Source organism: Pseudomonas sp. NPDC087342, assembly GCF_044744265.1.
GTDB lineage: Bacteria > Pseudomonadota > Gammaproteobacteria > Pseudomonadales > Pseudomonadaceae > Aquipseudomonas > Aquipseudomonas nunensis.
In genome coordinates this window covers 163170-189236 of the sequence record NZ_JBIUXZ010000004.1, presented here as the reverse complement: position 1 = coordinate 189236, position 26067 = coordinate 163170, and the positions used below count along the sequence as shown (strand labels likewise).

Annotated in this window: 18 protein-coding genes; 11 read left to right on the top strand and 7 right to left on the bottom strand. The window is 59.3% G+C overall.

Features of this window, described 5'->3' with window-relative positions; genetic code table 11:
* Positions 1-118 precede the first annotated feature (118 nt).
* Complete coding sequence (locus ACIOYV_RS13245) at positions 119-1480, bottom strand: HD domain-containing phosphohydrolase (protein WP_401324234.1); 1362 nt, start codon at positions 1478-1480, stop codon at positions 119-121.
* Positions 1481-1738: 258 nt separating this feature from the next.
* On the opposite strand from ACIOYV_RS13245, the gene ACIOYV_RS13240 reads away from it, so the two are divergent.
* The 6 genes from ACIOYV_RS13240 to ACIOYV_RS13215 all read left to right on the top strand — a co-directional run bounded on the left by ACIOYV_RS13240 (position 1739) and on the right by ACIOYV_RS13215 (position 10785).
* Positions 1739-4045, top strand: coding sequence for an EAL domain-containing protein (locus tag ACIOYV_RS13240; RefSeq protein ID WP_401324232.1), 2307 nt, complete (start codon positions 1739-1741; stop codon positions 4043-4045).
* Entirely contained in the window at positions 4042-5916 is a 1875-nt protein-coding gene (locus tag ACIOYV_RS13235) for a bifunctional diguanylate cyclase/phosphodiesterase (RefSeq protein WP_265040677.1), read from the top strand. The genes ACIOYV_RS13240 and ACIOYV_RS13235 overlap by 4 nt, the downstream gene beginning before the upstream one ends.
* A 44-nt stretch (positions 5917-5960) precedes the next feature.
* Entirely contained in the window at positions 5961-6920 is a 960-nt protein-coding gene (locus ACIOYV_RS13230) for a cytochrome-c peroxidase (protein ID WP_401324230.1), read from the top strand.
* Positions 6917-8728, top strand: a complete 1812-nt coding sequence (locus tag ACIOYV_RS13225) for a DAHL domain-containing protein (RefSeq protein WP_401324229.1) — start codon at positions 6917-6919, stop codon at positions 8726-8728. Before ACIOYV_RS13230 ends, ACIOYV_RS13225 begins: the two co-directional genes overlap by 4 nt.
* Entirely contained in the window at positions 8725-10131 is a 1407-nt protein-coding gene (locus tag ACIOYV_RS13220; protein ID WP_401324227.1) for an ATP-binding protein, read from the top strand. Before ACIOYV_RS13225 ends, ACIOYV_RS13220 begins: the two co-directional genes overlap by 4 nt.
* A gap of 183 nt (positions 10132-10314) precedes the next feature.
* A complete protein-coding gene (locus tag ACIOYV_RS13215; RefSeq protein ID WP_401324226.1) occupies positions 10315-10785 on the top strand; it encodes a DUF4234 domain-containing protein in 471 nt (156 codons plus the stop codon).
* Between the two features lie 106 nt (positions 10786-10891).
* Here the strand turns inward: ACIOYV_RS13215 and ACIOYV_RS13210 are convergent, their stop codons facing one another.
* The 3 genes from ACIOYV_RS13210 to ACIOYV_RS13200 form a co-directional block, all read right to left on the bottom strand.
* Positions 10892-11164, bottom strand: coding sequence for a type B 50S ribosomal protein L31 (locus ACIOYV_RS13210; protein ID WP_401324224.1), 273 nt, complete (start codon positions 11162-11164; stop codon positions 10892-10894).
* A gap of 197 nt (positions 11165-11361) precedes the next feature.
* Positions 11362-12687, bottom strand: coding sequence for an APC family permease (locus ACIOYV_RS13205; protein ID WP_401324222.1), 1326 nt, complete (start codon positions 12685-12687; stop codon positions 11362-11364).
* 210 nt (positions 12688-12897) lie between these two features.
* A complete protein-coding gene (locus tag ACIOYV_RS13200) occupies positions 12898-13719 on the bottom strand; it encodes a carbon-nitrogen hydrolase family protein (RefSeq protein WP_401324220.1) in 822 nt (273 codons plus the stop codon).
* A gap of 127 nt (positions 13720-13846) precedes the next feature.
* Here ACIOYV_RS13200 and ACIOYV_RS13195 point away from each other — a divergent pair, with 127 nt between their 5' ends.
* Positions 13847-14647, top strand: coding sequence for a response regulator transcription factor (locus ACIOYV_RS13195; RefSeq protein WP_401324218.1), 801 nt, complete (start codon positions 13847-13849; stop codon positions 14645-14647).
* 152 nt (positions 14648-14799) lie between these two features.
* Positions 14800-16419, top strand: a complete 1620-nt coding sequence (locus ACIOYV_RS13190; RefSeq protein ID WP_401324216.1) for an FMN-binding glutamate synthase family protein — start codon at positions 14800-14802, stop codon at positions 16417-16419.
* Between the two features lie 52 nt (positions 16420-16471).
* Here the strand turns inward: ACIOYV_RS13190 and ACIOYV_RS13185 are convergent, their stop codons facing one another.
* Entirely contained in the window at positions 16472-16846 is a 375-nt protein-coding gene (locus tag ACIOYV_RS13185; protein WP_163912350.1) for a GtrA family protein, read from the bottom strand.
* 107 nt (positions 16847-16953) lie between these two features.
* Complete coding sequence (locus ACIOYV_RS13180) at positions 16954-18459, bottom strand: glucosyltransferase domain-containing protein (protein WP_401324214.1); 1506 nt, start codon at positions 18457-18459, stop codon at positions 16954-16956.
* A 222-nt stretch (positions 18460-18681) separates the two neighbouring features.
* On the opposite strand from ACIOYV_RS13180, the gene ACIOYV_RS13175 reads away from it, so the two are divergent.
* Complete coding sequence (locus ACIOYV_RS13175) at positions 18682-19806, top strand: OpgC family protein (RefSeq protein WP_401324212.1); 1125 nt, start codon at positions 18682-18684, stop codon at positions 19804-19806.
* 222 nt (positions 19807-20028) lie between these two features.
* Here ACIOYV_RS13175 and ACIOYV_RS13170 read toward each other — a convergent pair whose 3' ends face one another.
* Positions 20029-21450, bottom strand: a complete 1422-nt coding sequence (locus ACIOYV_RS13170) for an amino acid permease (protein ID WP_401324211.1) — start codon at positions 21448-21450, stop codon at positions 20029-20031.
* 519 nt (positions 21451-21969) lie between these two features.
* On the opposite strand from ACIOYV_RS13170, the gene ACIOYV_RS13165 reads away from it, so the two are divergent.
* Positions 21970-22428, top strand: a complete 459-nt coding sequence (locus ACIOYV_RS13165) for an REP-associated tyrosine transposase (RefSeq protein ID WP_401324209.1) — start codon at positions 21970-21972, stop codon at positions 22426-22428.
* A gap of 340 nt (positions 22429-22768) precedes the next feature.
* Positions 22769-25879: a transglycosylase domain-containing protein gene (locus tag ACIOYV_RS13160; protein WP_401324207.1), complete on the top strand. Its 3111-nt coding sequence runs from the start codon at positions 22769-22771 to the stop codon at positions 25877-25879.
* The last annotated feature ends 188 nt before the right edge of the window (positions 25880-26067 follow it).

Here is a 26067-nt window from a genome sequence, read left to right as displayed (position 1 = left end):
CACAAAAAAATGGGGCCAGCTGTGTGGCCGTTCTGTAGGAGCGAGGCTTGCCCGCGAAGGCGTCTTTGAAATCGCCTTCGCGGGCAAGCCTCGCTCCTACAAGTGTTCGCCGTAGCGGCTAGGAGGTTGCGCGTTCCAGCAAGGCTTCCACTTCCTCGGGGACTTTCACAAAGATGCTGTATTTCGCCCCTTCCATGGTTTCAAACGCAATCAGCTTGTCTACCAACGGTGCATTCAACACCTTGCCGGCATTGAGCAGCAGCATGCCGTTGTCGGCATTGAGGTTGCGCGCCAGGATCATGCCCGGCGCCAGGTCACGGGTGGTCAGCACTTTGACCGACGGGTCGGCCAGGGTCACGTCACTGAGGTACGCGGCGCACACCTGAATGAAATCCTCCACCAGTTCGGGATCGTAGAGCCGCCCGGTGTAGTTGCGGATGTACACCAGCGCTTCGTCGCTGTTCATCTGCCGTTCGAGGATCAGCCCGCGCTGCAATTCGATGAAATCCACCGCCAGCTTCAGCAACCGCGAACCAAACGGAATCGCCTCGCCCTTGAGCCGGTCCGGGAAACCACTGCCGTCCCAGCGTTCCTGGTGGTGCAGGATCAGGCGCGCGGCGTCTTTCATCGGGTCGAGGGTCATCAGCAGCGACTCGCTCTGCTTCGGATACTCGCGATAACGGTCGCGGTCGATGTGATGGAGCATGTCCGACGGCGTGCTCATCATGCTGTCGGTCCAGCTCAACTTGCCTATGTTGTACAGCGCCGCGGCCATGGTCAGATCGCGGCTGGTGCCCTCGTCCAGGCCGTGGAGTTTGCAGTACACCCGCACCAGCTCGATGATCTGGCGATTGGTTTGCTTGGCCGGTGGCAGGCGCAGGTTGGCCAGCAACGAGAACACCTCGGTGCCGGTGACGTAACTGTGTTTGAGCTCTTCATACGCCAGGTCGAGCATGTCGGCGGTCTGTTGCAGCTCGGACGTGCGCGCCGCGACGTGTTTTTCCAGGGTCGAATTGAGGGTTTTCAACTGGTCATTCTGCTGCCGGGTCAACTGCACCAGACGCCGGCGTTCAAGCTCGGAATGATGATGCTCCAGGGCCTGGCGCAAGGTCAGCTGCAGTTCTTCGTCATTCCAGGGTTTGCTGATGTAACGGTGAATCTGCCCGTCGTTGATCGCCTTGATGATCGTCGGCAGGTCTGCGTACCCCGTCAGCAGGATGCGCGTGGTCGTCGGGTAGAGCTGATGGATGTGTGCCAGCAACGTGGCGCCATCCATATTGGGCATGCGCGCGTCGCTCATCACCAGATCGATGGGTTGTTGCGCCATGATTTCCAGGGCTTGGGCACCGCTGGTGGCCAACAGTACGTCGTAGGGCTGGCCGCGCAACAGACGACGCAGGCTGCTGAGGATTGATTCCTCGTCGTCGACCAGCAACACCTTGGGTTTATCGGTCAAAGTCGTAGGGAGTTGCTCTTCCATGGCGTCACCTCGAGTGAAACGTGTCCAACGTTGTGGCAGGCGACGACAAACGTCCACTCTTGCCGGAGCCTGATCTACAGGCTAGATGATTTTCAGACATTGCCGGCAACTGATTCATTCCATACACCCGAGCGAACTCCAGACAAGGGGGCTATGCTCAGGTGACTCGGATCCACATTCTGTGACCGTTCGGCCAGGTGATCAGGGAAAGGATGCCCCTATGAACAGACCGTTTCGAATCGCCGTCGCCCCGGGCGGATGCCTATGAATGCGCTGCTTGCACGGACGAACCGGCGCATCCTCATCGTCGACGATACTGCCTCGATCCATCAGGATTTCGCGAAGATCCTCAGCCCTCAGACCATCGAGGACGACGATCTGGACAGCACCGAACGAGCCCTTTTCGGATCGACGGCAGCTATTACGTTGCAAAGCTTTACTCTCGAATCGGCTTATCAGGGCCTTGAAGCCTTGAACAAGGTCGAAACGGCGCTGGCCAACGACATGCCCTACGCCATGGCCTTCATCGACATGCGCATGCCGCCGGGCTGGGACGGCCTGGAAACCATCGAACGGCTGTGGCAGGTCGATCCCAAGCTGCAAGTCGCGCTGTGCACGGCGTATTCCGACTATTCGTGGGAAGACATCGACGAACGCCTGGAGCTGGGTGATCGCCTGCTGATCCTGAAAAAACCCTTCGATGCCATCGAAATTCGCCAGATGGCCAGCGCGCTCACCGCTAAATGGCAGATGACCGAAGACGCGGCGCTGAAGATGTCCTTGCTCGAACAAGCCGTGGAAGAACGCACCCGGGAACTGTCCGACGCCAACATCATCGTGCAGAACAGCCCGACGATTTTGTATCGCTTGCGCGGCGAACCGTCGTTCCCGCTGATGTACATCTCCCACAACATCACCAAATACGGGCACACCGCGGCCAAACTGGTGGCGTCGGCCAATTGGTCCAAAGAGCTGATTCACCCGGACGATCTGTCCAAAGTCGACGACGCCATGGAGCGCGTGCTGGACCGGCATGCCGAGGGCGCGTCCATCGAGTTCCGCATGCGCACCGGCGATGGGGCCTGGCGCTGGGTCGAAAACCGCTACATCCCGGTGCGAGACGCCGAGGGCCGGTTGCTGGAAGTCGAAGGCATCATCCTCGACATCACCGAACGCAAGCTGGCTGAAGAGAAAATCGCCCTGCTGGCCCGCACCGACGGGCTGACCGGGCTGGCCAACCGCGCGACCCTGATCGAGCGGCTGCACCAGGCGTTCGCAGCCAATCGGCGTGGCGCCAACGCGTTCGCGATTTTTTACCTGGACCTGGATCACTTCAAACGTATCAACGACACCCTCGGCCACCCGGTGGGCGACCAGTTGCTGCAAGAAGTCGCCCGGCGGATCAAGGCCTGCGTGCGTGAAAACGACGTGGTCGCGCGCCTCGGTGGCGATGAGTTTGCCATTTTGCAGCTGGATGTCAGCGACCCGACCCAATCTGCGGCACTGGCGGCCAAGGTTCGCGATTCGCTGGTGCTGCCCTACTCCCTGGGCGGCAACGATGTACGGGCCTCGGTGAGTATCGGCATCAGCAGTTGCACCCCGGACATCCTCAGCGCCGACGCCCTGCTGACTCAGGCGGACATGGCGCTGTATCGCTCCAAGGAGCAGGGCCGCAACCAGTACCACTTCCATTCCGAGGAGATCAATCAGGAAGTGGTCGAGCGCATGACCATCGCCAGCGACCTGAAATCCGCCATCGAACACGAAGAACTCGAACTGCATTACTGGCCGGAAGTGGACCTGAGCACTGGCAAGATCCTCGGCATGGAAGCCCAGGTCACCTGGAACCACCCTACCCGTGGCGTGCTGGAAGGCCCGGCGTTCCTGCCGGCGGCGGAAAAAACCGGGACCATTGTCGCCCTTGGCCACTGGGTGCTGGACCAGGCCTGTCGGCAGATGCGCCAGTGGCGCGACGAAGGCATGGCGCCGCCGGTGATTGCGATCAAGTTGTCCCTGGCTCAGCTCAAGAGCGGCCCCGAACTGATCTATGACGTGCTGCGCACCACCGCGCGCTGGGAATTGTGCCCCTGGGACCTGCGATTCGACGTCACCGAGGCGACCCTGGCCCAGACCAAATGGACCCACAACGATGTGCTGCCGCGCCTGCGAGAGCTGGGGGTGAAGATCGCCATCGATGATTTCGGCACTGAATATTCTTCGTTCGATTACCTCAAGACCTATCAGGTCAATCACCTGAAACTCGCCCAGGCCTTCATCGATACCGCCGCCCAGGATCCGGCGAGCGCGAACACCTTGCGCGCCATTATTAATTTCGCGCGTGACGTAGGGATCGGAATCATTGCCGAAGGTGTCGAAACCCAGGAGCAACGCAGTTCGTTGATGGCCACGGGTTCGCCGATGAATGCCCAAGGGTATTTCTTCAGCAAAGCGGTGAGCAGCCAACAAGCCGCCGAACTGCTGAAAGCCGGGAGTATCGTGCCCCCGGCAGGCGAAAATGACCCAAGCCTGGGTAACCCGCCGCGTTCCACGGAGCAAAACGGATGAAGACCCCCTTCGTGCGGACCAACCGGCGCATCCTGATCATTGACGACACGCCGTCGATCCATCTGGACTTCCGCAAGATCCTCGACCCCGACGCGGAAGCGGAACAGTCCCTGGCAGGCACCGAAGAAGCGTTGTTCGGCACCCAGCAACCGGACCGGCTGACCTTTGAGCTCGACTCCGCGTATCAGGGCCGGGAAGCCCTGGAACTGGTCAAGCGTGCCCGGGCCGAAGGTCGCCCGTATGCCCTGGCGTTCACCGACATGCGCATGCCGCCGGGCTGGGACGGGCTGGAAACCATTGAAGAGCTGTGGAAGGCCGATCCCAGCCTGCAAATCGCCCTGTGCACCGCGTATTCGGATTACAGCTGGGAAGCGATGGCCGAACGGCTCGAATTCGGCGACCAGTTGCTGGTGCTGAAAAAGCCCTTCGACAGCCTGGAAATCCGCCAGATGGCCAGCGCCCTGACCTGGAAATGGCAGATGGCCCAGGACGCGGCGATGAAAGTGCTGAGCCTGGAGCAGACCATCGAGGCGCGGGTGCATGAGTTGCTCAAGGTCTCGCACTTGCTGCAATACGACATTCTCACCGAGTTGCCCAATAGCACCTTGCTCGGCGATCGCCTGAACCAGTCGCTGGCCTTGTCCCGGCGCCACGACAAACAACTGGCGGTGATGTTTCTCGGGCTGGACCGCTTCAAGCGCATCAACAATGCGCTGGGACATCCGGCCGGCGACGAAATGCTCAAACGCGTCGGGCAAAGCCTGGTGGCCACGGTGCGCGAATCCGACTCGGTGTTTCGTTATGGCTCCGACGAATTCGTGGTGATCCTCGCCGATATCCGCCACCCGCAGCAGACCAAGGGCATCGCCGAAAAACTCTTGAATGCCATCCGCGCGCCGCAGCACATTGCCGGCCACGACCTGAGCGTGACCGCCAGCCTGGGGATCAGCATCTACCCCGAGGACGGTCTCGACGCCATCGTGCTGATCAAGAAAGCCGAAACCGCGATGCGCAACGTCAAGGAAAACGGCCCCAACGATTTCAGCTTTTTCATCGATGAGATGAACCAGCGCGCCCGGGAGCAGCAAAGCATTGAGTCGGGCATTCGCCTGGCCCTGGAGCGCAACGAATTTGTCCTGCACTACCAACCGAAACTGGACTTGAGCAACGGCCAGGTGGTCGGCGCCGAGGCGTTGATCCGCTGGAAAAAACCCGGACAAGGCTGGGTCTATCCATCAGATTTCATCGCAGTCGCCGAAGACAGCGGCTTGATTGTGCCGTTGACCAAATGGGTGATGGCGCAGGCCTGCCGTCAGGCGTGCATATGGAAAACCGCCGGGCTGCCGAACATCTGCATCTCGGTCAACGTCTCGGCCATCGACTTTCGCCAGCGCGACTTTGTCGAGAGCATCGAGTTGATTCTCAAGCAGACCGGCATGGAACCGACGCTGCTGGAACTGGAGATCACCGAAGGCGTATTGATGCAGAACGTCGATGCCACCGTGACCGCCCTGAACCGGATCAAGGCGTTGGGCGTGCGCCTGGCGATCGATGACTTCGGCACGGGTTATTCCAGCCTGAGTTACCTGCGCCGGTTCCCCATCGATGTGCTGAAAATCGACCAGTCATTCATTCGCGGCTTGAGCCGGGACAGCAGCGACGCTGCGCTGGTCAGTGCGATTATCAGCCTAGGCAAGAGCCTCAAGCTGACCGTCATCGCCGAAGGCATCGAAACCCTGGAACAACTGGATTTCCTCAAGGCCCACCACTGCGAGGAAGGCCAGGGTTATTACTTCAGCAAAGCCGTGGCGCCGGACGCGTTTGCACATTATCTGATGTCGGTAAAACCCCTGCCTTCAGCCCAGGCATGAGCAGCACGCAACGACACGCAGGCCAACTGCCAAGGAATCACTCGATGTCGCCTAAACCTGCCTTTGCCCTTGCGGTGTTTGCGTTGGCGATCTGCCTGACCGCCGTTGGCGCACCGCTGGACGAACCGCTCAAACCGTTACCCGCCGTGCCGCAGCAGAATCCTCTGCGGGTTGAACTGGGTCGCCAGTTATTCAATGAGCCACGTTTGTCGGTCAACAACAGCCTGTCGTGCGCCGATTGCCATCGACTGGCAAGCGGCGGCGCCGACAACAAACCGTTCTCGATCGGCTTCAACGGCCAACCGGTGGCCATCAACACCCCCAGCGTGTTCAACGCCTCCTTGAACTTCCGACAGTTCTGGAATGGACGAGCCGACACCCTGGAAACCCAGGTCCACGATGTGGTGCAGAGCCCCAGTGAAATGGGCAGCAACTGGGAACACGTGGTGCAGACGCTGAGCGCCGACGCGACCTATAAAGCCGCATTCGCCAAGGCCTACGCGGACGGCGTCAGCATGAACAATGTGCAAAATGCCCTGGCCAGCTACGAACGCACGCTGATCAGCGGCAACTCGCGCTTCGATCAGTACCTGCTGGGTAATACCGACATTCTCACTCTCGATGAAAAGTACGGTTATCAACGCTTCAAGGACTACGGCTGCATCACCTGCCATCAAGGGGTGAACATCGGCGGCAACATGTTCCAGAAATTCGGGGTCATGGGGGATTATTTCAAGGTCCGGGGCAACCCCACCGAAACCGACCTGGGACGCTACCTGGTGACCAAGGATGAAGAGGACCGCAACGTGTTCAAGGTCCCGAGCCTGCGTAACGTCGCCGTGACCGCGCCGTACTTCCACGACGCCTCGGCGAAAACCCTCGAGGAGGCCGTGGACGTGATGTTCAAGTTTCAGCTTGGCCGTGTGCCCTCGGACGATGACCAGCACCTGATCATCTTGTTTCTCAAGACCCTGACCGGTGAATGGGAGGGCAAGCCCTTATGAAAATGTCCCGCCGTCGCAGCCTGGCGCTGCTCAGCCTGGTGGCCCTCGCCCTGGCCTCGACCCTGCTGTTCCTGTACCTCAAATCCAGCTCCGACCAGACCGCGACCTACACCGAGTCCCGGGACGTGATCGCGCGGATGAAACAACTCAACGCGCAGTGGGAAACCGAGATTCTCAAGGCCAGGGTCGCGATCAGCCACAACTACGATCCGCTGGTCTCGCCCCTCACCGAAATGACCGAGCTGTGGCAGCGGTTCGACAGCATGGAATCGAACCACGGCCGCAACGACTCGCCCGCCTGGAACACCAGTCATGACGCGTACCTGGCCGCTATCCAGGAAAAGACCCGCCTGGTGGAACAGTTCAAGTCCCACAACGCGGTGCTGCGTAACTCGCTGGCGTTCTTGCCCACCGCCGAGGACGACATCCAGCAACCCCTGACCGAAGTGGAAGGTGGCGACAAGCAACAACTGCAGAACATCGCCACCGACACCTACGACTTGCTCCTCAGCGCCCTGGAATTCGCCCAGGTCACCTCGGATGACAAGGCTGCCGATATCCTGGTGGGCCTGAACAAAATGGGGGTCAATAAAACCCGGCTGCCGGATGCCTTCCATAGCCCCATCGATATCCTGAGCAACCACATTGCGCTGATCCTGCGCGAGCAACCGATCGTCAACCGTCTGCTGGAAAGCATTGAAGCCGTCCCGGTGGCCCAGCGCCTGGACGACATCACCAGCCTGCTGAACCAGGATCAGCAGCAGTCCGACGCGATTTATCAGCGCTACCACTTCTACATGCTGGTGTTTTCCGTGCTGCTGGTCCTGGTGCTGGTGTACCTGGCGATCCGGTTGATGCGCAGCTTCACCGAGATCAGCCGCGTCAACAAAGCGCTGCAAACGGCCAATGATGACCTGGAGCTGCGGGTCGAAGAACGTACCCGGGAACTCAAGGACACCCAGAGCGAACTGCTCGACACCGCGCGCCAGGCCGGCATGGCCGAGATCGCCACCAACGTGTTGCACAACGTCGGCAATGTGCTCAACAGCGTGAACATCTCCGCCGACCTGGTGACCCGCAAACTGCGCGGCAGCAAAGCCCTGGGGCTGGGCAAGGCGATGCAGTTGATCAACGAACATCCTGCGGACCTGGGCAGTTTTCTGAGCGACGACCCCAAAGGCAAATTGCTGCCCGGCTACCTCAATCAACTGGTGGACGCCATCGCACTCGAACAACAAGGCATGACCGACGAACTGGCGCAATTGACCAAAAGCGTGGACCACATCAAGGACATCGTCGCGACCCAGCAATCCTACGCGGGCGCCAACAGCCTGATGGAACCGGTGCAGATCAGCGAACTGCTGGAAGACGCCCTGCGCATGAACTCCGGCGCCCTGACCCGGCACCATGTCACGGTGGTCAAGGAGTACACCGAAGTACCTCGGGTCATGGGCGACAAGCACCGCTTGCTGCTGATCCTGATCAACCTGATCAGCAACGCCAAATACGCCATGTCCGATCTCAGCGACCGTCCACGCCAGATGACCCTCGGGGTGAAAATCGTCGACGACAGCATTCTGCAAGTCAGCGTCAAGGATGACGGTGAAGGCATCCCCGCGGAAAACATGACGCGAATCTTTGCCCACGGTTTTACCACCCGCAAGGAAGGCCACGGTTTCGGCCTGCACAGCTGCGCCCTGGCCGCCATCGAGATGAACGGCCACCTTACCGCCCACAGCGACGGCCCGGGCAAAGGTGCACTATTCACGTTGCAGATCCCCCTGAAAACCGTAGCAGGTGACGCATGAGCAACCCTTCGAATCGACGCATTTTGTTGATCGATGACACACCCTCCATTCACGTGGATTTCCGCAAGATCCTCACCCCGGCACCGCCGCAACACGTGGAACTGGACGAAATGGAAGCCGCGCTGTTCGGCGCCGAAGCGAAATCTGCCAGCGCACTGTTCGAGCTTGACTCGGCGTTCGGCGGTCAGGAAGGCCTGGGCAAACTCAAATTCGCCATGAAAGAACAGCGCCCCTACGCCATGGCCTTCGTCGACATGCGCATGCCCGACGGTTGGGACGGCGCACAGACCATCGAACACCTGTGGCAGGAAGACCCGCGCCTGCAAGTGGTGGTGTGTACCGCTTACTCCGATTATTCGTGGGATGAACTGCTGGACCGTTTGCAGGCCCATGACCGGTTGCTGATCCTGAAAAAACCGTTCGACAACATCGAAGTCCAGCAGATGGCCAACACCCTGCTGACCAAATGGGACATGACCGAACGGGCCAGCGTGCAGGTGGATCATCTGGGGCAAATGGTCGAACGCCGGACCCGGCAGTTCAAGGAAGCCAGCGTCGAGCTGCAACGGGAAATCGACGAGCGCAAACAGCTTGAATCGCAATTGGTGCAATCGGAAAAACTCGCGTCGCTGGGGCAACTGGCGGCGGGTGTCGCCCATGAAATCAACAACCCCATCGGCTTCATTTCCTCCAACCTCGGTTGCCTGGACGGCTACTTCAAGCAGTTGCAGGAAATGCTCGACGCCTATCGGGGCGCCGAAGAGTCGATTACCTCACCTGAGGTGATCGAGCGGCTAAATGTGCTGCGCGAACGGGTCGAGCTGGAATTCCTGCGCGAGGACATTCCGCTGCTGATCAAGGAATCCAAGGACGGCATCAGCCGCGTCGGGCAGATCGTCAAGGATTTGAAAGACTTTTCCCGGGTGGATTCCAACCAGGAATGGCAGTGGGCCAACCTGCAACAGGGCATCGAATCGACCCTGAACATCGTCGCCAACGAACTCAAGTACAAGGCCGATGTGGTGAAGCAATATCAGGTGCTGCCGGAAATCGAATGCCTGCCCTCGCAAATCAACCAGGTGATCATGAACCTGATCGTCAATGCCTCCCAGGCCATCGGCACGGAGCGCGGCACCATCACGTTGAGCACTGGGCTTGAGGGCGAGACGGTATGGATCGAGGTGGCGGATACGGGCTCGGGCATTGAGCCGCAGACGTTGCAGAAAATCTTCGACCCGTTCTTCACCACCAAACCGATTGGCCAAGGCACGGGGTTGGGGTTGTCACTGTCGTATGGGATCGTGAAAAAGCATCACGGGGATATTTCGGTGCGCAGCGTCGTCGGGACGGGCACTACGTTCAGGGTTGAGCTGCCGGTGCATCAGACCAAGTTAGCGAGTTGAACCTCCATTGGTAAGGGCATCAATGTGTGGAGCCTTGGAACTCCAGCCCCGAGGAACGGTGAAGAGTAACAAGAAGAAATAACCGCTTACAGTTACGGAAATGTCCTACGCAGGGGTTTGATAGTTTGCGTGGCACCGCAATCTGCGGTCGCCATATAACTCAACCTCTATTGGAAAACCGGCATGTCCGACATCTCAGCACTTAAAGACAGAAACAACCTTAAAACCCTTCACCTTTTCCTGTTGGGCCTGATTACGTCCAGCCTTTACTTCATTGTCTGGATGTATAAAACCAACGCTTTTCTGGAGGAGGTCACAAAGATCAAAACCATGAGTTCCCGGTATTTCATCTGCTACCTGTCATTGATGGGACTGGGCGGCCTTTTCCTGAACACGGCAAATCTGTACGTAGTGGCATTAGGTGGGATGATGCTGCTCACTTCGACCATCCTTGGGATTGTATGGGCATTTCGCGCACGCAACGCGTTGCGTGCCTACACGTTGACGGAACATAAGTTCGAGTTGCGAATGAAGGGGGTATACACCCTGCTTTTTACGATTTATTACGTCAATTACTGCATCAACGACTTGCCCAATGCCAAACAAAAAAGCCACGAAAAAATGCAGTCGGTCGAAAAAACCATTCAAGCCTGAAACACCTGTAGGAGCGAAGCTTGCTCGCGAAGGCGGCGTCTCAGTCACTATTAATGTTGGCTGACACACCGCCTTCGCGAGCAAGCATCGCTCCTACAGAGGACTATCATGCATCCGGTTGTTTTGGGGCTGAACCAAACGAGGCGAAGCGCTTGTTGAAACCGGCGATCCGGCCTTCGGATTGCGTCTTGCGCTGCTGGCCGGTGTACACCGGGTGGGAAGCACTGGAAACGTCCAAGGCTACGTACGGGTAGGTGTTGCCGTCGCTGTGCTTTTGCTCGCGATCAGAGTCCACCGTGGAACCGATCAGGAAAAACGTATCGGCCGCCGTGTCATGGAACAGCACGGTGCGGTAGGCGGGATGGATGTTCGGTTTCATGTTGCCTCCGGGGCTTTGGGTGAGAACTTATGCGTTATACAGTAACACTAAGTTGACACCCAAACGAGAACCAATTGCAATAAGAACAGAAGTAGATCGTCTATCTGTAGGAGCGATGCTTGCTCGCGAAAGCGGTGTGTCAGTCGACATCAATGTTGAATGTGGGTCCGCCTTCGCTCCTACAGGGTTATGCGAGGTTAGGTGGCTTCCTGGAAATCCATCTCCGGCGGCTGGCGACGGAATCCGCCTGTCAGTACCGCCAGGTACACCACGCCAATCGCCAGCCAGCTCAGGCCCAGGTAAATCGCCAGGTGATCGAGGCTGACCATCAGCCACAGATCCGCCGCCAGGCCAATGAACGGGAACACCAGGAACAGCACCAGTTCACGCGGGCCTTTCTTCTCGCCGGCGATCCAGTAATGGAAGATCACCGACAGGTTCACCAGGCTGAAGGCCAGGAAGGCACCGAAGTTGATGAACGAGGTCGAGGTGGTCACGTCGAGTTTCAGGGCGAGCAAGGCCACCACTGCGCACAGCAGGATGCTGTTGACCGGCGTGCCGAATTTCTCATGCAAGGTGCCGAAGAACGACTTCGGCAACACGCCGTCGCGGCCCATGGCGAACAGCAAACGCGAACCGCTGGCCTGGGCCGACAGACCCGATGCGAACTGGCCGACGATCAGACCGATGAGGAAGATCGACACGAATAGATCACCGCCGATGTTGCGCGCAATTTCGTAGGCCGCCGAGTCGACGCTATCGAACTGGAACGACGGATGCGCGATCTGCACGAAGTACGACACACCGACGAAAATCAAACCGCCGATCAGGGTGATCAACATGATCGCCCGTGGAATGGTGCGGCGCGGGTCGCGGGTTTCTTCGGTCAGGGTGCTGACCGCGTCGAAGCCGAGGAACGAGTAACAGGCGATGGCCGCACCGCTCATGATCAGCGGCATTTGCATGTCGCCGTTAAAGAACGGTTTGACCGTCCACAGCGGTGTGCTCGCGTCGCCACCGATGTAGTGGATGCACAGCGCGACGAAGGCGATCAGCACCAGGAACTGCACGAGCATCAGCAAGGCGTTGATGCCGTTGGCCAGTTTCAGGCCGACGATGTTGATTGCGCTGGTGATGCCGATGAAGGCCAATACCCAGATCCACTGCGGCACCGCCGGGAACGCGGAGTTGAGGTAGGCCGCGCCGATCAGCCAGATCGCCATCGGCAGGAACAGGTAGTCGAGCAACACCGCCCAACCGGCGATGAACCCGAGTTTCGGGCTGATGGCTTTGCGCACATAGCTATAGGCCGAACCGGCGACCGGGAACGCGGCGGCCATGCGCCCGTAGCTCATGGCGGTGAAGAACATCGCCACCAGCGCCGCCAGGTAAGCGGCCGGGACCATGCCGGCGGTGGATTGAGCGAGGATGCCAAAGGTGCCGAGCACAATGATCGGCGTCATGTAGGCGATGCCGAACAGCACCACCGAACCCAATGACAGGGTGCGTTGTAAACGAGCCATGAGCGACTACTCCGAATTTATTAGATTTATGGCAGAGCCGAGTTCGGCGCAAATTACGGGTGTTGCGTTGTTGTTCTTGGTCGATCGAAACAGGTGTGTCGTCTGGGAGGGCCTCTTCGCGAGCAAGCCCGCTCCCACAGGGGAATGCATTCCAAATGTGGGAGCAAACTTGCTCGCGAAGGCGCCAGCCCGATCGACACAAAAACCGGATCAGTTCCTGGGAATCAGTAACTCCCGCAGTCCACTGGCATGCTCGACAATCTCCCCCGGCAACTTCAGGCGCTGGTCATCCAGATACCGATAATCCTGCCGCGCCGCCGCCAGCTGATTCAGGTCCAGCTCAACCGCAAACTGCCCCTCCTCGCGCCCGGCTTCGAACAGCAAGGTGCCCAACGGATCCACCAGCGCACTGCCACCGGCAAACAACAAGCCGCCATCGCCCGCTTCCACCCGGTTGACCATCAGCGCGAACGCCTGGTTTTCCTGGGCGCGGGCCATGATGGCGGTGCGGTGGGTCGGGCCGTACGGGTCCATGTTGCCGTTGGTGACGATCAGCACTTCGGCGCCCAGTTGCGCCAGGGCGCGAGCGGTTTCGGGAAACTCGATGTCATAGCAAATCAACAGACCGACCCGCACCCCGTTCCACAAACACGTGGCATAACGGTCGCCGGGCTCGTAGACCCCGCGATCCGACGCCCACAAATGCGTCTTGCGATAGCGCAGGGCAATGCCTTCAGGGGTAATCAGCAACGTGGTGTTGTAGAAACGACCGTCGTCGTTCTCGGCCATGCCGACCACCACGGCGATATTGCGGGCACGGGCGGCATCAATCACCGCGCTGACGGTCGGGCCGTCCAGCCGCTCGGCGACCTGGGCCACGGAGTCTTCCGAGGGGAAGCCCATCAAGTGGCCTTCCGGGAACATGATTAGCTGCGTATCGGCGGCGCTGGCGGCAATCGCGGCCAGGGCGCGTTCGAGGTTGTAAGCCGTGTCGTTGTCACGGCCCGCCAATTGGGCGAGTTCGACCTTCATGGGTATTCCTTGTTATGTGCGCCGGGGTTGCAGAAAGATTGCCCGGTCGGTGTCTGTGCGCCAGTATGCGCAGCAAGCAACCGGCCAGGGAATTACGCGGCCGGGGTAACCCGATAGGGGTAGACGCATGACACTCTCGCTGGATGACATCGCCTGGCACCGCTCGGTGGGGCAACTGATCGACGCCCTCGACAAGCCGAATTTCTGGACGCAGCTCGTGCGGTTGCTCGATCAATACGTGGATTTCGATAGCTGGGTGGTGCTGCTGTTCAGCGCCGAACAGCACCCGCAGGTGTTCGCCGAATGCCCCGGCGAGGACGGCAGCCCTGACCAGTTGTTCCAGGATTACCTGCGCGGCCTGTACCTGCTCGACCCGTTCTACATCGCCTGCCGCGAACAATCGCGCACCGGGCTCTATCGCCTGTCGGAAGTCGCGCCTGAGCACTTCGAGCTGACCGAGTATTACCAGCGCTACTTTCGTCTGAATGTGGTGGCCGATGAAATCCAGTTCAATTGCCAGCTCGAAGGCGACCGCACGCTGTGCCTGTCGCTGGGCAGCAAGCAGCGTTTCAGTGGCCAGCAGATCGCCTTGCTGTCGCTGATCCAGCCGTGGGTCCTGGGCCTGTTGCGCCAGCGTCTGCCGTATGAAATCAACGAAGTGGTGGCCCTGGCCCCCGCGCCACCGCAGCCTGATTGGCGGGTCCAGCTGGAAGCGTCAGTGCAGCAACTCAAAGGCGCGCAATTGACCGCCCGGGAACTGGATGTCGGACGCTTGATGCTCAGCGGTTGCTCCAGTAAAGAAATCGCCCGTAAGCTGGAAATCTCCGTAGAAACCGTGAAAGTCCATAAGAAACACATGTACAGCAAACTGGGGATCAAGTCCCAGCAGGAGCTGTTTTCAATTTTTCTCCAGGCACAAAATGCCTGACGCAACACGATCCTGTAGGAGCGATGCTTGCTCGCGAAGAGGCCATCACATTCAACATGGATGTTGGCCGACACACCGCTTTCGCGAGCAAGCTTCGCTCCTACAGGGGATAGCGTGTTGCACATAACCGAGTCCGAACCCAAGGAAACCGTATGAGCCTGTCACTCTTGAGCCGCTACGCCTTCTTTGCCGCTTGCGTGATATTCACCCTCGCCAGCCTGCCCTTCCTGCAACATGACTGGCTCTGGCCGATCACCGCCGTCACCGGCATTCTCAGCCTGATCGGCGTATTCGATCTGCTGCAAAGCCCTCACGCGGTGCGGCGCAACTACCCGATCCTCGGCAACATTCGTTATCTGGTCGAAGGCATTCGCCCGGAAATCCGCCAGTACCTGCTCGAATCCGACAGCGACGCCCTGCCCTTCTCCCGGTCCCAACGTTCGCTGGTGTATTCGCGGGCCAAGAATGAAAGCGCCGACAAACCGTTCGGTACGCTGATCGATGTGTATCAGTCGGGCTTCGAATTCATCGGCCACTCCATGCGCCCGGCGCCGTTGAGCGACCCGAGCGGTTTTCGCGTCATGGTCGGCGGCCCGCAGTGCACTCAGCCGTACTCGGCGTCGGTGTTCAACATCTCGGCCATGAGCTTCGGCTCGCTCAGCGCCAACGCGATTCGCGCGTTGAACCAGGGCGCCAAGCTTGGCAACTTTGCTCACGATACCGGCGAAGGCAGCATCAGCGCCTATCACCGGGAAAACGGCGGCGACCTGACCTGGGAACTCGGCAGCGGTTACTTCGGTTGCCGCACCGCCGACGGCCGTTTCGACCCGGAACGCTTCGCCGCCCAGGCGCAGACGCCGCAAGTGCGGATGATCGAAATCAAGATGAGCCAGGGCGCCAAACCGGGCCACGGCGGGATTTTGCCCAAGCACAAGGTCACCAAGGAAATCGCCGAAACCCGCGGCATCATGATGGGCGAAGACTGCATCTCGCCGTCACGCCACAGCGCGTTTTCCACACCGATCGAACTGATGCAGTTCATCCAGCAACTGCGCGAACTGTCCGGCGGCAAACCGGTGGGCTTCAAATTCTGCCTCGGTCACCCATGGGAATTCATGGGCATCGCCAAGGCCATGCTGGAAACCGGCATCCTCCCGGACTTCATCGTCGTCGACGGCAAGGAAGGCGGGACCGGCGCGGCGCCCGTGGAATTCACCGACCACATCGGCGTACCGATGCGCGAAGGTTTGCTGTTCGTGCACAACACCCTGGTCGGCCTGAACCTGCGCGACAAGATCAAACTCGGCGCCAGCGGCAAAATCGTCAGCGCCTTCGACATCGCCAGCGTTCTGGCCATCGGCGCCGACTGGGCCAACTCGGCGCGCGGCTTCATGTTCGCGATCGGCTGCATCCAGTCGCAAAGCTGCCACACCAACAAATGCCCGACCGGCGTTGCGACCCAGGACGTCTTGCGCCAGCGGGCGCTGGTAGTGCCGGATAAAGCCCAGCGCGTGTTCAACTTCCATCGCAACACGCTCAAAGCCCTCGCGGAAATGCTGGCAGCGGCGGGTCTGGATCATCCTTCGCAGTTGTCGGCCAAGCACCTGGTGCGGCGCATGTCAGCGACCGAGATCAAGTTGTTCTCGCAGTTGCATGTGTTCTTGAAGCCGGGAGAATTGTTGACCGGTGAAGTGAATGGCGAGTTTTACTCGCGGATGTGGCAGATGGCGCGGGCGGACAGTTTTGAGCCGGGTGAGATAGCGGCAGCATAAAGAAAGTTCGGGCGCCAGCCGCATGGACACCCGCCAATTGGCTGGAACCGACTCATGCCTGGCGCTCACGAAACAGCACAAACTTCGAAAAGAAAAACCCGCACACCAGGCTCAACAATGAAAACGTTGTCACCGTCAGCAGGCCATGAAGCAACCACGTATCGCCTATGCGCCCAATGCCGTAGCTCAGGATGCCCATGACAGCGATGAACAGCAGATACCCGGCTACTGAGACTTCGGCATCAAAGGTGTAAAGCGCATTCACATAGAAGGAAAACGACGCGGCCACGCAAAACGCCGCAAAGTTGCTGGTGGCCTGACTGAGTTCCGCAGCGGCGGTGAGGACGAAAAATATCTGCCAATGAATAATCGCGTTGGCCAACCCGACCGCCGAGTAACTGGAGAAACCTTTCCATAAGGCTTTCATGCCGGCTCTGTCCCGCATTACCACTTGAGGTGCTTCTCAAACTAAAAGCACCACCCGGCGGCGTCTACTGTCAGAAATTACAGGTTGCTGCTGTTCTGGATGAACGGTCACCACTGCAATTCAGTGATCGGCTTCGGCTCTTTCATAACGATAAAACCGTAATCGCCCAGCAGATAAATGCGGTAGTACTGACTGTCCACCAATGGCACAAACCCTTGATACCCGACCCGGGTTGCATTGCGCCGCTCGCGCTCGGCCACCACGTTGGTGATGCCTGCTTTTGGCAGATTCTCGGCCAGCATGTAGTAATCGGTGTTCAGCAAATAGCGCAGCACCGGCAAGTGTTTGAATGAACCGGCAGCCCCGACCAGCCAGTGATCGGAGTAAGTCACCGACATATAAATGCGCTTGGCATCGCGCAGTGCCGGGCGCGAAGCGATGTCGTAGCTCAAGGCATTCAGCGCGGTGTTGGCGAAGGTTTTTTGCAGCATCAACACCCGACCGTAGGCGTAGGACAGCGAGAGCATGGCCAGCAGCGGGATCAGCAACAGCAGCGGCAATCGTCGATGCACGGCCGCCAGCGCCAAGTGGCTCAGGTAGAACAGCAGCAACAACACCACTGAAAAACCCATCAAGGTTCGGGCGCCTTCATTGAAGTCGCGGAAGAACAGCGCGGCACCGGGTACCAGCAGCACCGAGATCGGTAATGTCAGTAAGCACAGAAGCCCGATTAGCGCATTCCTGCGCCCGTCATCCCTGCGTTCAATGATGCGTCGCCCCACCAACACACTGCCGGCAATCGCACACAGCAATAACGCGCCAAACATCCAACCGAAGCCACCGTGAAACAGCAGCGTGACCTTCTCCAGCACCCGGCCTGCATTGATTTCGACTTGCTGCAGCGGGCTCGCCTGCCCATTCAATAACAGGGTGCGATTCGGGTTCATGTAGGCGTACGCCGTGGCGGCGTAGATCAACCAGGCCAGCCCCGTTTGCGCGACTTTCCAGCCGATCATCCGGCACCCTTCGGGCCAGGGCAGACGGTCATTCGCAGACCGCAACAGCTCCATGTAACACAGCCCGATAAACACGTTGATGCTGACCTGATACAAGCCCAGGCCCAGGGCAATCAGCAGCGCGGGGACCACCAGTTGTTGCACCCGGGAAACACTGCGAAAGGTGATCGCGAAGATCACCGCCACCAGACTCAAGGTCATGGCCGGCCCGTCATATTGATACGACAGGTTTTGCAGGAAGAACGGGTTGTACCAGAACGCGAGCACCACCAGACAATGGGTGAATGTCGGTTCGATAAAGTAGTGGAAGGTCAGGCGGGTCAGCGCCCAGGCCATTGCCACTGTGGCCAGCAGCAAGGGCAGCGGGAAGATGTTCGGCGCAGCATCGGTGAAGGTCAGCCAGTTGTAAAACAGCTGGGTGAATAAACGCCCCTCCCCGGCCCAACCCATGCCAGCAGCCAGTGAACGCCAGTTGTCATCGATGTACGGATAATCCGCGAGGATCAGCGGCAGAACGTAGGCAAGGGTCGCCAACAGGAAACACAGCCAGACCCGCCGGCTGCCGAGTTCTCTGTCGAGCCAATCGCCCATGCGCATGTCGGAGCCCCTTGGGGTTACTGCATTAAGCCCATAGCGTATTGAACCCGCCGCCGGCTCTAAATCACTGGCTTTGCGACAGACGGCGATGCCGGGCAATATCCCGTAATACCCGGCCTTTGCAATTACCGGCCAATCGCGCCACCCTGCGCGCCGCCGATGCGTGGCACTTTTGCGCCGCCTGACGCTCCTTACTCAACACCCGTTCAAGAGCCCTCAGCCATGACGTCTGAACGCGATCACCGCATCGACTTTTTTCGCGGCCTGGCCCTGATCTTCATTTTCTGGGATCACGTGCCGCACAACCCACTCGGGCAAATCACGCCGCGTAATTTCGGCTTCAGTGATGCGGCGGAAATTTTCGTGTTCCTCGCCGGGTACGCGGCGGTCCTGGCCTACGGCAAGATCCTCAAGCGCGACGGTTATTTGATCGCCTGCGTGAAAATCCTGCGCCGCGCCTGGGTGCTCTACGTGGTGCACATCTTTTTGCTGGCGATGCTGATGGGCATCGTGTTCTTCGCCAACAGCCACGTGGAAACCCGCGACCTGGTGGAAGAAATGGGCATGCACCACTTCATCACCAATCCCCAGCAAGCGCTGACGGATGAGTTGCTGTTGCGCTTCAAACCCAACCTCATGGACCCGCTGCCGCTGTACATCGTGCTGCTGGCCGGTTTGCCGTTGGTGTTGCCGATGCTGGTGCGCGCGCCGTGGGCGGTGGTGGCCGTGTCGTTGACCGTGTACCTGCTGGCGCCGTGGTTTGGCTGGAATCTGGCGGCCATCAAGGATGGCGTGTGGTACTTCAACCCGGTGGTCTGGCAACTGCTGTTCGTACTCGGTGGCGCTACCGCGATTCACGGGCAGCGGCCGCGACTGCCCGACACTCGAGCGCTGATGCGCCAACCGTTGTTTGTCAGTGCGCTGGTGTACGCGGTCCTCGCCGGGGTGATTACGATCTCCTGGCGCTGGCCGGAAATACACGACGCGATAATGCCGGCGTGGCTGAGTAACCTGCTGTACCCGATCAGCAAGACCGACCTGTCGCCGGTGCGCCTGCTGCACTTCCTGGCGCTGGCTTACGTCACCGCCAAATTGTTGCCCGACAGCGGCTGGACGCAAAACTGGCTGGCGCAGCAAAGCTGTCGCATGGGGCGTTATTCGTTGGAGGTTTTCTGCCTGGGCGTGCTGTTGGCGCCGTTAGCGGACATGGTCAATGCCATGACCGACGATGCGTTTGCCATGCAGATCTTCACCGCGCTGGTGGGCGCCGGGTTGATGGCGTTGCTGGGGGTTTGGCTGGATTTCAACAAGCGCTTGAACCGGCCGGTGCAAGCAGTGACCGTTTGATTTCGGCAAGACCCCCTTTGTGGCGAGGGGGCTTGCCCCGTTCGGCTGCGCAGCAGTCGCAAACCTGTGGATCCGGTTTGAATGAAGGAATGCCGGGAGCGCTTCGCACTCAAACGGGGGCAAGCCCCCTCGCCACAAAAGCTCGCTCGCCACAGTTAAGCGTGCCTCAACAAAAAGCCCCGGCCATTTGACCGGGGCTTTTGCATTTCAGGCGTTACAACTTCAAGACGCCGAACGCACCGCACCTTGGGTCACGTTGGTCGGTTGCAACTTGAACACGTAGAACAACACCGTCAGCAACACCAGGAACGCCGGGCCGACATACAGCGCCACGCGGGTGTCCGGGAAGTACGCCATCAGGCCGACTACCAGCACCAGGAATGCCAGCGCCAGGTAGGAACTGACCGGGTACATCCACATTTTGTATTTCAGCCCGGCCCGTTCGCTGGCGCTCAAACCTTTGCGGAATTTGAGCTGGGCCAGCAGGATCATCACCCAGGTCCAGATCGCGCCGAAGGTAGCAATCGCCGTCACCCAGACGAAGACTTTTTCCGGGACCATGTAGTTGAGCAGCACACCCAGCAACAGCACGAAGATCGACAGCAGCAGTGCGCGACGGGGCACGCCGTTGCTCGAGGTCGTGGCGAAACCGGCCGGGGCCTGGCCGTTCTGCGCGAGGCTGTAGAGCATGCGACCGGTGCTGAAGATGCCGCCGTTGCAGGACGACAGCGCTGCCGTGATCACCACGAAGTTGATGATGCCGGCGGCAGTCTTGATCCCCAGACGTTCGAAGGTCATCACAAACGGACTGCCCTGGGTGCCGATTTCGTTCCACGGGTAAATCGACAGGATCACGAACAACGCGCCGACGTAGAACAGCAGGATCCGCCAGAACACCGAGCCGATCGCATTGGGAATAGTCTTCTGCGGGTTCTTCGCTTCACCGGCGGTCAGGCCGATCATCTCGACGCCTAGGTAGGCGAACATCACCATTTGCAAGGACATCAACACGCCTTGCACGCCGTTGGGCATGAAGCCGCCGTGGGCCCACAGGTTGGAAATCCCCAAAGCCACGCCGTCGTTGCCGAAGCCGAACGCGATCACGCCGATACCGCCGATCACCATCGCAATGATCGTGACGATCTTGATCAGGGCGAACCAGAACTCGAACTCACCGAAGGCTTTTACTGCGATCAGGTTGATGGTGCCCATGCTGATCAACGCCGACAGCGCCCAGATCCAGCGCGGCACGTCGGGGAACCACACGCCCATATACACCGCCACCGCAGTGATTTCCGCAACGCAGGTCACCAGCCACAGGAACCAGTAGTTCCAGCCGGTCAGGAAACCGGCCAACGGGCCGAGATAATCCTGGGCGTAACGGCTGAAGGAACCGGCGACCGGGTTGTGCACGGCCATCTCGCCGAGGGCGCGCATGATCACCAGGATCGCCAGACCGCCGATGATGTAGGACAGCATGATCGCGGGGCCGGCCATTTCAATGGCCTTGGCCGACCCGAGGAACAGGCCGACGCCGATACAGGCACCGAGTGCCATCAAGCGAATATGCCGTTCGCCCAGTTCGCGTTTAAGCGGGCCGCCCTGAGCGGTCTCGCCTTGGGGCAGATGATTGCCTGCTGGCATAGGGGTACAACCTCGTCTTGTTATTGGATGTGACCACCGAGTAAACGAAGCGCAGACCGGTAAGCCAGCGCTTCCCGATACCGGGCCTGCCTTGTGGGCAAACCCGTCTTGTAGGACAAAACCTGCAAGATCAGCGGGGCGTGCAGTATAAAAAGCTTCCGACAGGGCTTTTCACTCTATAAACCACAACATTCAGGCACAACTCTCGCCAAAAGCCCGGTTTACGGAGGGGCATTACCTGGGTTTTGCAGGATTATTCGCTGCTGAAACGGCGGGGAGTATTGCACGGTAATGGTGCGTCGTCATGTATCGACGTAAGTTGGGTTGGCTTGTTTAAACGCTCTAACTCAACCCTTTCAGACCCATATATCTGTGGCGAGCCCGCCTCACCAAATGCAAGTCCCCTCAGCACATTTGTCCTTCACACAGATCAGACTTTTCACTCAACCATTGCAGCGCCGAGGATGGCTGTCGGCCGCTAGTCTGAAAGAGTCAATTACCAGACAAGGAGGCAATGGATTGCCTACTCAACCAAACTCGCATCGCTTGCGTCGAGGCCGATACTCCGAGGCCGGTCGCGCTTATCTTATTACTGCAGTTATTCATAATCGCCAGCCCATTTTTTCTGATTGGCGACTGGGACGCCTGCTTGTTCAGGAGCTGAGTCGAGCCCACGAATCGGGTCAAGTGGACTCAATTGCTTGGGTCGTAATGCCCGATCACTTCCATTGGCTAATGCAGTTACACGACAACAATCTGGCAAATGTCATTGGCGCAACCAAGTCGCGTTGTACTCCGGCAGTTAACAATTCGACCGGCCGGCGCGGTCCGCTGTGGCAATCGGGTTTTCACGATCGAGCAATCCGAGATGGTGAAGAGCTTTTGCCGTTTGCTCGTTACATCGTTGCCAACCCGCTGCGTGCCGGGTTAGTCGATAAATACGGTGACCACCCGCTTTGGGATGCTTGCTGGCTTTGAACACGGATCCAAGCATTCATTGTGGCGAGGGGGCTCGCCCCCGTCCGGCTGCGCAGCAGTCGTAAACCTGTGGATGCGGTTTGCCTGAAAGAATGTTGGGAGTGCTTCGCACTCCGACGGGGGCAAGCCCCCTCGCCACAGGCAAGCCCCCTCGCCACAGGCAAGCCCACTTCACCACAGGCAAGCCCCCTACCCACATAAGGCATTTCAACTAAGGTTCCGCGAAGACAACCACTCATACGATTTCGAAATTTCTCTATTCACAATTTTTTCATCATCGCTAACCACCGTCTAAGCTTCAGACAAGTCCGATCAATCTGCGTGAATGGATCAGTCGACTATGGGCGCGTTATGGCAATCCGATTCGAGTAAAACCGTGGTTCCGACTGAACGTGTGGATGATGCGCCTTTACCTGAAAAACCCCGTCGTGCCAAACACGGCTGGAAGGCATTCTGGTTGTTGCTGCTGATTATCCTGGTCGTGCTGGGACTGGCCGCCGCCAAGGAAATGCGCACCTCTAAATTTCAAGCCAGGGAAGTCAGCAAATTTGCCGCGTCCTTGAGTTATGAGGTTCAACCCGGTCCCAGCGACGCGATTCGCTACCCGGGTGCGGGGCCGTTCGATCTGCGTTTGGGCTACAGCTCCATGGGAGATTTTCTTGCCCGGTTGCTCAAGCGCAATTACGTCATCTCCTCACAAACCCGCTTTTCCCCGGAGCTGATGAAGTACAGCGACCGGGGCTTTTTCGTGCCCTATGCGGAGAAAATCCAGGCCGGGCTGTCGATCACCGATTGCCGCGCAGCTCCGCTGTACCAGTTCAATTACCCGCAACAACTGTATTCCAGCTTCGATTCGATCCCGCCGGTGGTGGTCAGTAGTTTGCTATTCATCGAAAACCGTTTCCTGCTCGACCCTAGGCAACCCTTGGCCAACCCGGCCGTAGACTGGCCGCGTTTCGGCATGGCCGCGTGGTCCCAGGTGGCGAAGATGATGCACTTGCCGGGACAATCGGCGGGCGGCAGCACTTTGGCGACGCAGCTTGAGAAATACCGCCACTCTCCCGATGGCTTGACCGTCTCGGGCGCGGAGAAAATCCGCCAGATGATTTCCGCCAGCGTGCGCGCCTATCAGAGCGGGCCGCAGACCTTGCAGGCGCGGCAAAATGTGGTGCGCGACTACCTCAATAGCGTGCCGCTGTCCGCCGTTCCCGGTCACGGTGAAGTGCATGGCATGGCCGAAGGCTTGCGCGTCTGGTACGGCGCCGATTTCAACAAGGCCAATGAAACCCTGGCCAGCACCGCCACGGATCCAAAAACCATGGCCGCAAAAGGTCTGGCCTTGCGTGAAATGCTGTCCTTGATGATCGCCCAGCGCCGCCCTTCTCACTACCTGACCAAAGGCCATGACGAACTGGCCGACCTCACCGACAGCCATATCCGCCTGCTGGCCCAGAACAATGTCATTGATGAGCAGTTCGCCGCCGCCGCACTCGCCAGTAAAGTCACCTACCGCGACTGGCAGACCCAACCGACTATCCAGCCGATTGAAACCAATAAAGGCATCAGCACTGCGCGCAGTCGCCTTGCGTCGATGCTCAACCGGCCGCTGTACGACCTCGATCGCCTCGACCTGTCGGCCACCAGCACCTTGCAAAGTGACTTGCAGGCCCAGGCCACCGAGTACCTCAAGCACCTGGCCGACCCGGTGTTTGCCGGGCAGATCGGCCTGATCGGCGAGCGCCTGCTCACGCCCACCAGCACCACGGCGGTGCGCTACAGCTTCACCCTGTTCGAACTGACCCCGGATGGCTCTCGCGTAAGGGTGCAGACCGACAGCACCGACCAGCCCTTCGACATCAACGAAGGCAGCAAACTGGAACTGGGCTCCACCGCCAAGATGCGCGTGCTGACCACGTACTTGCAGATCATTTCCGAGCTGCACGACAAGTACGCCGACAAGACCGTGGCCGAGCTGAAAAAAACCGAGGTCCCCGATCAGGATCGCCTGAGCCGCTGGGTCGTCGATTACCTGATTCAGAACAGCGACCGCGACCTGTCGAAAATGCTCGGCGCCGCGCTCGACCGCAAATACTCGGCCAGCCCCGGCGAAGCGTTTTTCACCGGTGGCGGGCTGCACACGTTCCACAACTTTCGCAACGAAGACAACGGCCGCCTGCCGACCCTGCGCGATGCCATCCGCGAGTCGATCAACCTGCCGTTCATTCGCCTGATGCGCGACATCGTGCGCTACACCACCTACTCCGGCCCCAACAGCAGCGCCGAATTGCTCAAGGACGACCGCGACCCACGGCGTCAGGAATACCTGGCTTCTTTTGCCGACAAGGAAGGCACGTCGTTCCTGCTCAAGTTCTGGAAAAAGTACAGAAACAAGGACACCGACGCGCGACTCGACACCTTCCTCGACAGCATGCGCCCGACCCCGATTCGCATGGCCGCCGTGCACCGTTATCTCTACCCGGACGCCGAACAGGCCGCGTTCAATACCTTTGTGCGCGCCCATCTCAAAGGCGCCAAGATCAACGAAAAACTCACCGACGAACGCCTGGAGCGCCTGTACCTGAGCTACGGCCCTGGCTCCTATGACTTGCCGGACCAGGGCTTTATCGCCAAGGTCCACCCGCTGGACCTGTGGTTGATCGGCTACCTGCTGCACCACCCGGACGCCAAGTGGAGCGAGATCGTCAAAGCCAGCCAGTTCGAACGCCAGGAGGTCTACAGCTGGCTGTTCAAGAGCAAACACAAGGGCGCCCGCGACAGTCGCATTCGCACCATGCTGGAGATCGAAGCCTTCCTCGATATTCACCAGCGCTGGCAGAAAGTCGGCTACCCGTTCGATCACCTGGTGCCCTCGCTGGCCACCGCCATCGGCAGTTCCGGCGACCGGCCGGCGGCCTTGGCCGAGCTGATCGGCACCATCCTCAACGATGGCGTGCGCATGCCAACGCTGCGCATCGACAGCCTGCACTTCGCCGCCAACACGCCGTATGAAACCCAAGTGGTCAATGATCCCAACGTCGGCAAACGAGTGATGCCTTCCGAAGTCGCCGCCGCCATGCGCGAAGCCTTGTCGCATGTGGTGGACGCCGGTACGGCCAAACGCGTGTCCGGCAGTTTCAAGACACCGGACGGCACACCACTGGCGATGGGTGGCAAGACCGGCACCGGGGACAACCGCATCGAAGCCATTGGCGCCGGTGGGCGGATCCTCAGTTCGAAATCGATCAACCGCACCGCGACTTTTGTGTTCTACATCGGCGATCACCACTTCGGCACCTTGACTGCGTTCGTACCTGGCCGTACTGCCGAAACATTCAAATTCACTTCAGCGTTGCCGGTACAGGTGCTCAAGGGCATGGCGCCGATCCTGACGCCTTATTTGCAGCCGGGTCGCAACACCGAATGCCAGGCACCGGCGGTCGTGCAGCGATGATGCCGACCATCGCTGTCACGATTTCCTACGCAGGAAACGACGTTAGTGACAGTGGTGGTACATAAGTATTTTCGGCATTCCAATTTTCAATGGTTAACCCGCCCGAACGGCACTTCGGGCGCGATCGTTTCGACTTTTTTTATTGATGGCAGTGGATAGCCTGAGGCGTTCCCAGTTCACACTAAGAA